Source organism: Comamonas testosteroni, from assembly GCF_030505195.1.
In the GTDB taxonomy this organism is placed as follows: domain Bacteria; phylum Pseudomonadota; class Gammaproteobacteria; order Burkholderiales; family Burkholderiaceae_C; genus Comamonas; species Comamonas testosteroni_G.
In genome coordinates this window covers 407,693-420,659 of the sequence record NZ_CP129672.1, presented here as the reverse complement: position 1 = coordinate 420,659, position 12,967 = coordinate 407,693, and the positions used below count along the sequence as shown (strand labels likewise).

The window sequence follows — 12,967 nt, the reverse complement described above, 5'->3', positions numbered from 1 at the left end:
TCCGCACCCCGCAGACAGTTTTCGTAAATACCGCCCCGAGGGGCGGAGTTGAGTCATCGGCGGGCCGGTCTCCGGGCTCACAGGCAATTCATTGCTGAATTCACGACTCGCCTTCCCGAAGGATGCGGACCGTCGCGATGCGAGGGGCCGGATCATGTCCAGTGGCTGCAAGCGCTGATGCGCTCGCATGAGTGTGTTGACCTGCTTACCGTTGCGGGGGCAGCCAAGGCTTCCTGAGCTTGCGATCAGACCTTGTTCCCGTTTCACTCGCAGTCAAGCGAGCACCTTCCGAAACGAAGCGCCATCAAGGCGCCGCGAGAGTTTATCAGTCCCCGGGCGAATCGCAGAGGGATTTAGAGCAACTCGTCCGGCATGAACTCGATCAGCGGTCTGCCGCTGCGCTCGCTCAGGCGTACCTGGGCACGCACGCCGTAGACTTCGGCAATGGTCTGCGCGGTCAGCACCTGGGCCGGTGTGCCCTGTGCCACCAGCTCTCCTGCCTTGAGCAGGTACAGGCGGTCGCAGTAGTGGGCAGCCAGTGGCAGCTCGTGCAGCGCGGCCAGCGTGGTCAGGCCCAGGCTGCGGATCAGGTTCATCAGCTCGAACTGGTGGCGTACGTCCAGATGGTTGGTGGGCTCGTCCAGCACCAGCAGCCTGGTCTGCTGGGCCAGTGCCCTGGCCATGAGCACGCGCTGCTTCTCGCCCCCTGACAGGGTTGAGAACATGCGCTGTGCCAGCGACTGGGCCCGGACCTGAGCCAGGGACTGGGCGACGATGCGGAAGTCCTGCTCGCTGTCCCGGGCGAAAGAGCTTTGGTGCGGCGTGCGGCCCATGAGCACCACATCGCAGACGCGCAGATCGAACTCGCTGGCGTTCTCCTGGGTCAGCACCGCCATGGCGCGGGCATTGTCCCGGGCGCTGCGCAGCCAGACGTCGTGTCCGTCTATGCAGACCGCGCCGCTGGCAGGCCTGAGCATGCGGTAGATCATGCGCAGCAGCGTGGACTTGCCGCTGCCATTGGGGCCGAGCAAGCCGACCAGTTCGCCATGCCGGATATGCAGGCTGATGTCCTTGACTATGGCCGTGGCCGCCGTCTGCCAATGCAGGCGGCTGGCTTCCAGCAGGCAGGAAGAGCTGGGTGCGGAACTCACGGATTGCCCTTTTCCCGCACGCTCTTGCGGCATAGCATCCAGACAAAGAAGGGGCCGCCCAGCAGCGAGGTGATGACACCCACAGGTACTTCGGCGGGGGCAAAGCTGATGCGCGAGAACACATCGACCCAGATCAGAAAAATGGCGCCTGTGAGCGCGGCCACAGGCAGCACGCGCCGGTGCTCGGAGCCGACCAGCATGCGGGCGACATGGGGCACGATGAGGCCGACAAAGCCGATCGGACCCGTCAGCGCCACCAGCACGCCCGTCACCATCGAGACCAGAACGAATAGCCAGCGCCTGGTGCGAGTGGTGTCCACCCCCAGCGTGGCGGCGGTCTCTTCGCCTGCCAGCAGCGCATTGAGCGAGCGGGCCTGTGCCAGCAGCAGGGCCACGCCCGCCGCCAGCAGGGCGGCCGGCAGGCCCAGCTCCTGCCAGCGGGTTCCGGCCAGGCTGCCCAGGGTCCAGGTGAGCACGGAATTGGCCAGCTCGCGCTGATCGGCCGTCAGCACAATCAGACTGGTGACGCCGCCCAGGCAGTAGGCAATGGCCACGCCGCCCAGAATGAGCCGCGATGCCTGCAGTCGTCCATTGGCATGAGCCAGTAAGTACACGGCCGCACAGGCCAGCAGCGCACCGCTGAAAGCTCCCAGCGGCAAGGCCAGCTCGCCGGCAAATGCCAGTGCGCCGAAGGCCAGCACGCTCACGGCCCCGACCGACGCACCGGATGAAACGCCCAGCAGATAGGGGTCGGCCAGCGGATTGCGCACCATGGCCTGCATGGCCACGCCCACCAGCGCAAGGCCTGCGCCGGTCAGGGCAGCCAGCAATACGCGCGGCAGGCGCACGCGCCAGACAATCTGGTATTGGGCGCTGCTCCAATTGCCGGAAGGCCAGTCCAGACCCAGGCGCTGACCCAGCTCATAAGCCGTGATCTGCCAGGCTTGCCCAGGAGCGATCCTGACCGGCCCCAAGGTGATGGCCAGAGTCAGAGAGAGCAGCAGCACTGCCGTCAACATGGCCAGCCATAGCTTCAGCTGATGGCGTTGCTGGACGAACATCTGTGTTAACGGCTGGGTCATGGCTGCAGCCGGGTGTGGCTCCAGGCGGGGCGGGGCAGGGTGCCGTCGGAATCGGCAAAAGATCTGGTGCCAGCAGGCCCAAGGCGCAAGGCGCAAGCCTGTGCAAGGTGTCTCATTGTCATCAGCCAAGGCAGACGGTCTGCATGCTGGTGACGAGATCGGGCGGAGGGCGAGCCTCGCAGCCTGTTGCCGTCACGCTGCTCCCCGCAGACGCTCGTTGCACATGCCGACCGCCGGAGCTGGGCCCGGGCGGTCAGCGCTCAACAGGCCGGTATCCGGGCTGGCAGATTGCGCAAGGCATGTCACTTCGCCTTCCCGGCGTTGTCGCGCGCCTCGTCGAAGAGGCCACGTAGAACACCAGTGACGGACTCCTGCAAGCGCAAAAGCCATGAAGTGGTTTGATCTGCTTACCGTTGCGGGGGCAGCCAAGGTTTTGAACCTTGTTCCCGTTTAACCCAATGAAGCACCGGGCACCTGTCGCATGGAGAAAAAGCCTGCGGCACCGCAGTGCCGAGACTTGTTTCAGCGAAAAATTATATAGCAGCGCATCCAGACATCGTTTCGGTGATCTGGGCGATTCCTTTGAGGCGGCGAGGCGCAAAGACGGGGCGGCCGTCGCGTTCGGCGCGGTGCCGGTGCTGCAAGGCGCGAAGTTCATGCCCTGTGTCGACACTGTCTGCTATCGATATCCGATGCTCAAACAGGCCGTAGCGGCCTGAAAACTCGGCGTCGGCTGTTTTTTGAGTGGCCGCAGTCAAAACTGAGCTGACATTTGTGCATAAAAATAGAGGCTGAGACAGCCCTTGATTTTGAGGTCACTATGAGCATCTGGTCCATCGACGCACAGACCGTCACCCACAGCATTCAGCTCGCTGTTGCGCCGGTTTTTTTTCTGACTGCCGTGGCCGGCATGATTGGCTCCGTAGCGGGGCGGCTGGCCCGCATCATTGACCGCGCTCGCAAGCTGGAGGAAAGCCTGCGCACCCTGGATGATCACGATCTGATCGCCCGCCATCTCAAGGAGCTGCATTTTCTGCGCGAGCGCGGGCGGCTGGCAAACGTCTCCATCGCGCTGCTGACGCTGTGCGGCATGTGCATAGGGCTGACCATCGTGCTGCTGTTCGTGGGCCAGGCCTACGGCGTCAGCGGCCACGGCTATGCCGTTTTCAGCTTCCTGCTGGGGGTGCTGGCCTTTGTGCTGGCGCTGTGCTGCTTCCTCTGGGAGACCATCATGGCGACACGCATTCTGGATTTTCATATGCTCACCCAGGCCAGGGCGGCCGTGCGCCATATGGAATCCGAGCATCGCCCCTGATTGCGCTGCGAGACATGTTTGTCCTGCCTCTGATCCTGGTGCCCATCGTCTTCCTGATGGCACTCGCTCGCCTCTATCAGATTCCCGCGCAGCTGTGTTCGGGCCGGTTGCAGCTGGTCGGTCGTGGCAGGGCGGGCTTGTGCATGGCCACCTTGCTGGCCTATGCCGGCCTGCTGGCAGGTAGCGGGGCATTGCTTGCGGCCTTGGTGTATGCGAGCTTTTTCGCGGCCGACCGGTGGTCGGCCTATCTGCACCTGGCCCCTTATCTGGCGCTTTATCCCTTGCTGTACCTGGCAGCCGCATGGGTGTTCTATTACGGCCTGAAAAAGCCCGCTGCAGACTGAGCTAGTCCTGCATGGGCTCCAGCCAGGCAGTTGCGGCATGAATGATGCAGTCGGTCAGTCGCTGCAGGCTGGTCTGGGCATTGCGGGTGTGGGCCCAGTACATGGGGATGTGGAGATCTCTGCCCGGAAGCAGTTCCATCAGATCGCCGCTGTCCAGCTGTGGGGTTATCAGCTGGGCCGGGTGCATGCCCCAGCCCATGCCCAGTTCCACCGCACGGGTGTAGCCCTGGTTGGAGGGCAGAAAGTGACGTGCATTGTTACGCCGTCCGTCCAGCCCCAGGCCGTGCAGCCATTGGTCCTGCAGGCTGTCCTTGCGGCCGTAGTACATCATGGGCGCTTTGGCCAGCATCTGGGCCAGCTCCCGGTCTGACTCGGCTTGGGCCAGGTGACGCTGCACAAACTCCGGGCTGGCCACGGCGATATAGCGCATGCGGCCCAGCGGCCATGTGTTGCAGCCTGCAATTGCCGAACCCGTGGCCGTGACGGCGGCCATGACTTCGCCTTCCTTGATGCGTTTGGCCGTGTGGTCCTGGTCGTCAATGCTGATGTCCAGCAACTCGTTGCCGTCCTGCGTGAAGGCCGCCATGGCATCCATGAACCAGGTCGACAGGGAGTCGGCATTGACTGCCAGCTTCAGCGTGGACAAGGCGCTCTGCCCTTCGGGGACCAGCTCGGGGTTCTTGCGGCGCAGATCGTTTTCCAGCAGCGCAACCTGCTCCACATGCAGGCACAGGCGTCGACCAGCGTCCGTGCCGGTGCAAGGCGTGCCGCGTAGCACCAGCACCTGCCCCACACGTTCCTCGAGCAGCTTGATGCGCTGGGAGATGGCGGAGGGGGTGACATGCAGTTTGCGCGCCGCGCGCTCGAAGCTTCCCTCGCGCAATACGGCTGCAAGCGCTTCCAGCCCTGCGTAGTCAAGCATTAGAAATTCTTCATTGAGTTGAGTAAATGTAATTTTACTTAATCCCTGTGCAGGGCAAGAATCCGGGCCGGTTTGGAGGAGTCAGCGGCTCATGGACATGACAACTAATTTTTATTCCGCCTGGATTGCAGGCTTTACAGTGTGCGCTTCGCTCATCGTTTCCATAGGTGCCCAGAACCTGTATGTGCTGCGTCAGGCAGTGCAGGGCGAACATGTGAAGGCCTGCGTGGCTCTGTGTGTGCTCAGCGACGGGCTGCTGGTGGCGCTGGGGGTGGCCGGCATGGCGCAGATGCTGGCCAGCTATCCGGCTTTGGCCCAGTATCTGACGCTGGGCGGAGCCGCATTCTTGCTGGCCTATGGCCTTTTTGCCTTGCGACGCATGTGGCTGGCCCCGGATGCGGCCATGGAAGCCGGCGAGCGTAGGGCGGCACCACGCAAAATGATGAGCGTGCTGGCCGCGCTGGCAGCCATCACTTTGCTCAATCCCCATGTGTACCTGGATACGGTGTTGCTGATGGGCTCGATTGGCGCCCAGCAGGAGGGTGCCGGCCGCTGGTCCTACGTGATGGGAGCGGTTTCGGCCAGCTGCCTCTGGTTTGTGCTGCTGGCGATGGCGGGGCACCGTCTCAAGCACTTGTTTGCCAACCCCGGAGCCTGGCGCGTCATGGACGGCATCACCGGTGTGATGATGCTGTGTCTGGCATGGTGGGTGGCGAACAGCGCTTTGGGAATGGAAATTTGAGTCTCAAGTCGCGTCAGCGCCATTCATTGCACACTCCCGCATTGGGTTTCAAGCCTCTGCGGCTTGTTCCCACAGGCCTACGGCTTCGATGAGGTTCCAGCTATTGCATTCAATGCGGTAGTGGCCTGTGGCTCCGGTCTTCTGGCTCTGGCCCTCGATCACCACAATATGCTTGCCGTGACGCTGGGCTTCGGAGAGCGGGCGGATCTTGTCGTAGTTGTGCCTCTCGGCAATATCGCCACGAAAGGCAATCGTCACCTGCTCTCGTCGGGGGAAGTAGTCCTTGGCATATTTGTCCAGAGTGCGATCGGCAACCAGCGTGGCCATATCGGGCGAGGTAGCGGAAGAAGTGTTCATCGTGTTTCCTCAAGAGTGGACTCTTGTTTGTGTGCAGAATCTGAGTCGGTTTATGACGTAATTGTTGCATTTTGTTTCCGGTGGCGCCAGTGCCAGTCTCCATGGCAGATGGCTGCCCTCGTGCGGGATCAGCTCCAGCCGTACAGCCGGACTGCCTTATGGCACTGACAGCGGCAGTTGCAGACCCGTCTTGATGCGCTCCAACGCGATCGAGGTGCTGTAGCGGCGAATGTTCTCGTCACCTTCAAACAGGCGTCTGCAGATGGCCTGGTAATCATTCATGTCGGTTGCTGTGACGACCAGGATGTAGTCGGTTTCTCCCGTCACATAGAAGCACTGCTGCACAGCCGCTTCGTCGGCTATCCGTGCTCTGAAGCCGCGCGACAGATCCGGTCTGTCGTTGACCAGTTGCACGGTGATGACCGCCGTCAGCGTGCGGCCCACTTTGATGGGCTCCAGCACGGCCACATTGGAGGCAATCACCCCGGTTTCCTGCAATCGTTTGATGCGCCGCTGCACGGCTGGGGCCGAGAGGCTGATGTGTTCCGCAATCAGACGCTGCGGCATGAGGTTGTCACGCTGGAGCAGGGCAAGAATCGCGTGGTCAAAGGAGTCCAGGTCGGCAGCAGGCATGGTTTTGAATGTGTTGAGAGCGAAACTTGCAGATTCAGGGCTGAAAACGAGCAAATTTCGCGGATGGCATGCAATATCGTACCCACCTATGTCAAAAAACAGCTGGAATCATTGGTGGCCCGTGTTGGCCGTATTGGGCTCGGTCACTGCACTCGGGCTGGGGACTTCGCTGGCCAAGCAACTGTTTCCTTTGATTGGTGCCCAGGGTACATCGGCACTGCGAGTGGGCTTTGCCGCGTTGATTCTGGTGTGCGTCTGGCGGCCCTGGCGCTGGTCGCTCAACCGTCAGCAGGCACTGGCTCTGCTGGTTTTCGGTATGGCACTAGGCAGTATGAATCTGATGTTCTACATGGCGCTGCGCGATATTCCGTTTGGCCTGGCCGTGGCCATCGAGTTTTCAGGACCACTGGCCGTGGCCATCTACTACTCACGCCGCGCGCTGGACTTTATCTGGCTGGCGCTGGCGGTTGTCGGCCTGGCCTTGATTCTTCCGCTGGGCGGCAGTGCTTCGGGCCTTAACCTGTCACCGGTGGGTATTGCCTGCGCGCTCGGAGCCGCCATCTGCTGGGCCTCCTACATCGTGTTGGGGCGCAGGCTGGGCCATATCCCCAGCGGTCAGGCCGTCTCTCTGGGCTTGCTGTGCGCGGCGTTGGTGGTGGTGCCGTTTGGTGTGGCCGAGGCTGGAGTCAAGTTGCTGACGCCATCGATTCTGCTGTTCGGGCTGATGGTGGCGGCCATCTCCAGTGCCTTGCCTTACTCACTGGAAATGCTGGCTCTGCGCCGTCTGCCGCCTGCCACCTTCGGCATCGCGCTGGCGACCGAGCCGGCCATTGCAGCACTGATGGGCATGTTGCTGCTCAGCGAGAACCTGACGGCCACGCAGTGGACCGCCATTGCCTGCATCATGGCTGCGGCCATGGGCAGTGCCGTGACGCGCCCAGGTACCAAATCGCCTGCGGCGGATGCTTCGGCAGCCACTTCCGGATGAATACCCATGCTATGAAAACAGATGCTGCTAGCGCTTACTTATCAATGCTTTGCTGAAATATTTCTAGTGAATAACCCTTGAAATTTAAGCAGCAAGCTCTGTTTTCTGTAGCTGCAATAGTTCGAAACGCTGTTTGTTCAGCGTTTTTTGTGGTCAACCAGACTGCCTGTAAAGCGACGCTCCGATCCGTTTTCCGAGTCGACGAAATCTTGAATGATGGCAGATAGATAGGGGACTTTATTGCTTCTATGAGGACAGACTTCTATGCTCATTTCGAGTCATATTTTTTGACCGATTTTTGCGCTATCCGGTTTGCGGTTTTGGCTGTCGTGGCTACTGCGTATTTGTAGGAATCTCGGTCTATTCAAATTAGGAGCGAGGTGCTACAACGGACGCACACGGTAACGAATGCCTTGCAACTTAGCGGCACTGATTCGAGCCCTGGTGCCGCCACGGGAGGTCATATGGATGTCATCAGCAATTCTGCAGCACGCTACGTTCGTCTGCGTGAAGAAGAAATGTCGCTGGACGAGTACCTTAGCCTTTGCCAGCGTGATCCCATGGCCTACGCCGGAGCCTCGCAGCGCATGCTGTCCGTCATCGGTGAACCCGAAATGGTGGATACCCGCAACGATCCTGTGCTGTCGCGCCTGTTTGCCAACAAGGTCATCCGCCGCTACCCCGCGTTTTCTGAGTTCTACGGCATGGAAGATGCCATCGAGCAGGTGGTGAGCTTCTTTCGCCATGCGGCCCAGGGTCTGGAGGAGCGCAAACAGATTCTCTATTTGCTGGGACCTGTTGGCGGCGGTAAAAGCTCGATTGCAGAGCGTCTCAAATACCTGATGCAAAAGGCCCCGTTCTACGCGCTCAAGGGATCGCCGGTGAACGAGTCGCCACTAGGTTTGTTCGACCCTGTGGAAGACGGTCCGGTGCTGGAAGATGAGTTCGGCATTCCGCGTCGCAGTCTGCAGCATGTACTCTCGCCCTGGGCCGTGAAGCGGCTGGAGGAGTTCGGCGGAGACATTCGCCAGTTCCGAGTGGTCAAACGCTACCCCAGCATTCTCAAGCAGATAGGCATTGCCAAGACCGAGCCCGGCGATGAGAACAACCAGGATATTTCCAGCCTGGTGGGCAAGGTTGATATTCGCAAGCTGGAAAACTTTTCGCAAGACGACACCGACGCTTACAGCTACTCCGGTGGCCTGTGCCTGGCCAATCAGGGCCTGCTGGAGTTCGTGGAAATGTTCAAGGCTCCGATCAAGGTGCTGCACCCCTTGCTGACGGCTACGCAGGAAGGCAATTACAAGGGTACGGAAGGCTTTGGCGCGATTCCGTTTGACGGCGTGGTGCTGGCACACAGCAATGAAAGCGAATGGAAGGCCTTCCGCAACAACCGCAACAACGAGGCGTTTCTCGATCGTATCAACATTGTCAAGGTGCCTTACTGCCTGCGCGTGAGCGAGGAAGTCCGCATCTACGAGAAGCTGATCCGGGAGTCTTCGCTGGCCAATGCCATCTGCGCGCCTGGCACGCTCAAGATGATGGCGCAGTTCTCCGTGCTCACGCGCCTCAAGGAGCCAGAGAACTCCAGCATCTTCAGCAAGATGCAGGTCTATGACGGCGAAAGCCTCAAGGACACTGATCCGCGTGCCAAGAGCTATCAGGAATACCGTGACTACGCGGGCGTGGACGAGGGCATGGAGGGCATCTCCACCCGCTTTGCCTTCAAAATACTGGCCAAGGTCTTCAATTACGACAGCACCGAAGTGGCGGCCAACCCCGTGCACCTGATGTATGTGCTGGAGCGGCAGATCGAGCGCGAGCAATTTCCCGCCGAGCTGGAGACCAAGTACATAGGTTTCATCAAGGAATATCTGTCCCAGCGTTATGCCGAGTTCATCGGCAAGGAAATCCAGACTGCCTATCTGGAGAGCTACAGCGAGTACGGCCAGAACATCTTTGACCGATACGTCACCTACGCTGATTACTGGATTCAGGACAGCGAATACCGCGACACCGATACCGGCGAGGTGTTTGATCGCAATGCGCTCAATGCCGAGTTGGAGAAGGTTGAAAAGCCGGCCGGCATTGCGAACCCCAAGGACTTCCGCAACGAGATCGTCAACTTTGTGCTGCGGGCCAGGGCCAACAACCAGGGCAAGAACCCTAGCTGGACCAGTTACGAGAAGCTGCGCGTGGTGATCGAGAAGAAGATGTTCTCCAACACCGAGGAGTTGCTGCCGGTCATCAGCTTCAACGCCAAGGCCAGTGCCGAAGATGCGCGCAAGCACGAGGACTTCGTCACTCGCATGGAAGCCAAGGGCTATACGCCCAAGCAGGTGCGTCTGCTTTGCGAGTGGTATCTGCGCGTGCGCAAGAGCAGCTGACCGACGGACCGGTGGTCGTCCTGGGCGGCCACCGGCGCGATGATTGAGAACAGTCCCTGGAGATGGGAGCACAGATGGCACTGCATATCATCGACCGCAGGCTCGCAGGCAAGAATAAATCGGTGGGCAACCGCGAGCGGTTTGTGCGGCGTTTCAAAGAGCAGATCGCGGAGGCGGTGCGCAAAGCCGTGTCTGCGCGCGACATCCGCCACATCGATCAGGCGGAAAGCATCACCATTCCGAAAAAAGACATTCAGGAGCCGGTCTTCAGGCATGGTCAGGGTGGTATCCGCGATATGGTGCTGCCCGGCAATCGTGAGCATGTGCGTGGTGATCGCATTGCCCGGCCGCCTGGTGGCGGCGGCGGTTCGGGGTCACAGGCCAGCGATAGCGGCGAGGGGCAGGATGACTTCACTTTCACCTTGACCAAGGAAGAGTTCATGGAGCTTTTCTTTGAAGATCTGGCCCTGCCGCGCCTGCTGCGCAATCACATCGGCAATACCTTGCAATACAAGACAAGGCGCGCCGGCTACAGCCATGACGGCACGCCCAGCAATCTGGCGCTGGTGCGTACCATGCGCGGCGCCCTGGGGCGGCGCATTGCACTGACCAAAGCTCCGCACCGTGAGCTCAAGGTACTGGAAGAACAGCTTGAAACTCTGCTGGCGCAGGATGACGGCACCAGTGAGTCCATAGCAGAGTTGCAACGCCGTATCGATACCTTGCGTGAGCGTATCGGCGCAGTGCCGTTCCTGGAGCAACTGGATCTGCGCTTTCGCAATCGCAGCAAGGTGCCTGTGCCCAGCAGCCAGGCCGTGATGTTCTGCGTGATGGACGTGTCCGGTTCCATGGATCAGGAGCGCAAGGAGCTGGCCAAGCGCTTTTTCATCCTGCTGTATCTGTTTCTCACAAGGCATTACGACAAGATCGAGATTGTTTTCATCCGCCACCACACCCAGGCCGCAGAGGTCAGCGAAGACGAGTTCTTTCACTCCACGGAAAGCGGCGGCACGGTAGTCAGCAGCGCGCTGGTCCTGCTCGAACAGATCATCAGGGCCCGCTACCCGGTCAACGACTGGAATATCTATGTCGCCCAGGCCAGCGATGGCGACAACTTCAGCGACGACGGCGGCAAATGCCACAGCCTTCTGGCCGAAAGGATATTGCCACTGGTGCGCTATTACGCTTACCTGCAAGTGGTGCTCGAGGAGCAGAGTCTCTGGGAAGAGTACAGCCGCCTGCTGCCGCTGTTCCCCCATTTCGCCATGCGCAAGGTATCGGCAGCCAACGAGATCTATCCGGTGTTCCGCGATCTCTTCAAGAAGGATGGGGTATCGATATGAACCTCAATCTCTATCCCGTGCTGGATCTCAGCGCCAGCAGAAAGGCCGGAAATTCGCATGTCCAGGGGGAGCCGCGCTTTCGCGATGTGCCGCAGGCACCTTTGATGGCGTCCCAGCGACCGGCGTCTCCTTTGCCCGATCCCAGCGACTGGACTTTCGAACTGATCGAACAGTATCACGCGGCGATTGCGGCCACGGCTGAACGCTACGGCCTGGATACCTATCCGAATCAGCTGGAGATCATCACTGCTGAGCAGATGATGGATGCCTATTCCAGCGTGGGCATGCCGGTCAATTACCGGCACTGGAGCTATGGCAAGGAGTTTCTGGCCACGGAGCGCCGCTACCGACGAGGTCACATGGGACTGGCCTATGAGATCGTCATCAATGCCAACCCTTGCATCAGCTATCTGATGGAGGAGAACAGCACGGCCATGCAGGCCCTGGTGATTGCTCACGCGGCCTATGGGCACAACAGCTTTTTCAAGAACAACTATCTGTTTCGCATGTGGTCTGACGCGGGCAGCATCATCGACTATCTCGTCTATGCGCGCGACTATGTGGCGCAATGCGAAGAACGCTATGGCTTCGACACCGTGGAGCAGTTGCTGGACTCCTGCCATGCGTTGTCGAACTTTGGTGTGGACCGCTATTGCCGTCCCTCGCATAAAAGTCTGTCGCGCGAGCGCGCCGAGAGAGAGGCGCGTGAAACCTATGTGCAGCAACAGGTCAATGTGCTGTGGCGCACCCTTCCAGCACGAAGGGACAAAGACAAGGACAGTACGACGCAAGGCAGCGAGCGCTTTCCCCGAGAGCCCGAAGAGAACATCCTCTATTTCATCGAGAAGAACGCTCCGTTGCTCGAACCCTGGCAACGAGAGATCGTGCGCATCGTGCGCAAGATCGCGCAGTATTTCTATCCGCAGCGCCAGACTCAGGTGATGAATGAGGGCTGGGCCACCTTCTGGCATTACACATTGCTCAACACGCTGTATGACGAGGGCTGGCTGACCGATGGCGTGATGCTGGAGTGGCTGTCATCGCATACCAATGTGATCTACCAGCCTCCCGCTGGTCACCGGGCCTTCAGCGGCATCAATCCTTATGCGCTGGGCTTTGCCATGTACCGCGATATTCGGCGGATCTGCGAAAAGCCGACCGAGGAAGATCGCCGCTGGTTTCCCGACATGGCAGGTACGCCCTGGCTGCCGGCGCTGCACCATGCCATGCGCAATTACAAGGACGAGAGCTTTGTCGGCCAGTTTCTGAGCCCGCACCTGATGCGCGACATGCGTTTGTTCTCTTTGCACGATGACCCTGACGAACGTGATGTTCTGGTCAGCGCCATTCATGACGAAGATGGCTACCGCACGCTGCGCCAGTTGCTGTCTCAGCAATATGATCTTGGGACGCGCGAGCCCAATATTCAGGCCTGGAGCGTGAATCTGCGCGGCGACCGCAGTCTTACTCTGCGGCATACCCAGTACAAGGGTAGGCCGCTGGCAGACGATGCACAGGAGGTTCTCAAGCATGTGGCTCGCCTGTGGGGATTTGGCGTGCATCTGGAAAGCGTCAACGGCGATGGCGAGACACCGGTTTTGCTGCACTCGGTGCCTGCACCCTCACATTGAAAAATCTCCAGTGAAAATTGCGTTAAACCATTGCCTGTAAAGCGCTAAAAGCTATCAAATAAAAAGAAAAAG

12 protein-coding genes and 2 riboswitches are annotated in these 12,967 nt (G+C 59.9%); of the genes, 7 read left to right on the top strand and 5 right to left on the bottom strand.

Translation table 11 applies throughout. The features are described from left to right. Nucleotides 1-45: 45 nt before the first annotated feature. A riboswitch (cobalamin riboswitch) is annotated at nucleotides 46-304 on the bottom strand. 49 nt (nucleotides 305-353) lie between these two features. Beyond that, nucleotides 354-1,184, bottom strand: coding sequence for an ABC transporter ATP-binding protein (locus QYQ99_RS01820; RefSeq protein WP_437439058.1), 831 nt, complete (start codon nucleotides 1,182-1,184; stop codon nucleotides 354-356). Then, a complete protein-coding gene (locus tag QYQ99_RS01815; protein WP_367882848.1) occupies nucleotides 1,148-2,212 on the bottom strand; it encodes a FecCD family ABC transporter permease in 1,065 nt (354 codons plus the stop codon). Before QYQ99_RS01815 ends, QYQ99_RS01820 begins: the two co-directional genes overlap by 37 nt. Before the next feature lie 270 nt (nucleotides 2,213-2,482). After that, nucleotides 2,483-2,726: riboswitch (cobalamin riboswitch) on the bottom strand. A 327-nt stretch (nucleotides 2,727-3,053) separates the two neighbouring features. On the opposite strand from QYQ99_RS01815, the gene QYQ99_RS01810 reads away from it, so the two are divergent. After that, on the top strand, nucleotides 3,054-3,548 hold the full coding sequence (locus QYQ99_RS01810) for a DUF2721 domain-containing protein (protein WP_302091163.1): 495 nt from the start codon (nucleotides 3,054-3,056) through the stop codon (nucleotides 3,546-3,548). Between the two features lie 14 nt (nucleotides 3,549-3,562). Next, nucleotides 3,563-3,892 (top strand): hypothetical protein, encoded by a 330-nt coding sequence (locus QYQ99_RS01805; RefSeq protein WP_302091162.1) that lies wholly within the window; start codon nucleotides 3,563-3,565, stop codon nucleotides 3,890-3,892. A 1-nt stretch (nucleotide 3,893) separates the two neighbouring features. Here QYQ99_RS01805 and QYQ99_RS01800 read toward each other — a convergent pair whose 3' ends face one another. Beyond that, complete coding sequence (locus QYQ99_RS01800) at nucleotides 3,894-4,814, bottom strand: HTH-type transcriptional regulator ArgP (protein ID WP_302091161.1); 921 nt, start codon at nucleotides 4,812-4,814, stop codon at nucleotides 3,894-3,896. A gap of 91 nt (nucleotides 4,815-4,905) precedes the next feature. Here QYQ99_RS01800 and QYQ99_RS01795 point away from each other — a divergent pair, with 91 nt between their 5' ends. Next, entirely contained in the window at nucleotides 4,906-5,556 is a 651-nt protein-coding gene (locus QYQ99_RS01795) for a LysE/ArgO family amino acid transporter (protein ID WP_302091160.1), read from the top strand. Nucleotides 5,557-5,604: 48 nt separating this feature from the next. Here the strand turns inward: QYQ99_RS01795 and QYQ99_RS01790 are convergent, their stop codons facing one another. Together QYQ99_RS01790 and QYQ99_RS01785 are read right to left on the bottom strand one after the other, a co-directional pair. After that, nucleotides 5,605-5,913, bottom strand: coding sequence for a hypothetical protein (locus QYQ99_RS01790; protein WP_302091159.1), 309 nt, complete (start codon nucleotides 5,911-5,913; stop codon nucleotides 5,605-5,607). Nucleotides 5,914-6,069: 156 nt separating this feature from the next. Beyond that, complete coding sequence (locus QYQ99_RS01785; RefSeq protein ID WP_302091158.1) at nucleotides 6,070-6,546, bottom strand: Lrp/AsnC family transcriptional regulator; 477 nt, start codon at nucleotides 6,544-6,546, stop codon at nucleotides 6,070-6,072. Between the two features lie 88 nt (nucleotides 6,547-6,634). Here QYQ99_RS01785 and QYQ99_RS01780 point away from each other — a divergent pair, with 88 nt between their 5' ends. The 4 genes from QYQ99_RS01780 (at nucleotide 6,635) to QYQ99_RS01765 (ending at nucleotide 12,895) form a co-directional block, all read left to right on the top strand. Next, nucleotides 6,635-7,534: an EamA family transporter gene (locus QYQ99_RS01780; protein ID WP_302091157.1), complete on the top strand. Its 900-nt coding sequence runs from the start codon at nucleotides 6,635-6,637 to the stop codon at nucleotides 7,532-7,534. A 464-nt stretch (nucleotides 7,535-7,998) separates the two neighbouring features. After that, complete coding sequence (locus tag QYQ99_RS01775) at nucleotides 7,999-9,921, top strand: PrkA family serine protein kinase (RefSeq protein WP_302091156.1); 1,923 nt, start codon at nucleotides 7,999-8,001, stop codon at nucleotides 9,919-9,921. Between the two features lie 74 nt (nucleotides 9,922-9,995). Then, nucleotides 9,996-11,264 carry a YeaH/YhbH family protein gene (locus QYQ99_RS01770; RefSeq protein ID WP_302091155.1) on the top strand — a complete coding sequence of 423 codons (1,269 nt, stop codon included), beginning with the start codon at nucleotides 9,996-9,998 and terminating at the stop codon, nucleotides 11,262-11,264. Next, nucleotides 11,261-12,895: a SpoVR family protein gene (locus QYQ99_RS01765; protein WP_302091154.1), complete on the top strand. Its 1,635-nt coding sequence runs from the start codon at nucleotides 11,261-11,263 to the stop codon at nucleotides 12,893-12,895. The genes QYQ99_RS01770 and QYQ99_RS01765 overlap by 4 nt, the downstream gene beginning before the upstream one ends. Nucleotides 12,896-12,967 lie beyond the last annotated feature (72 nt).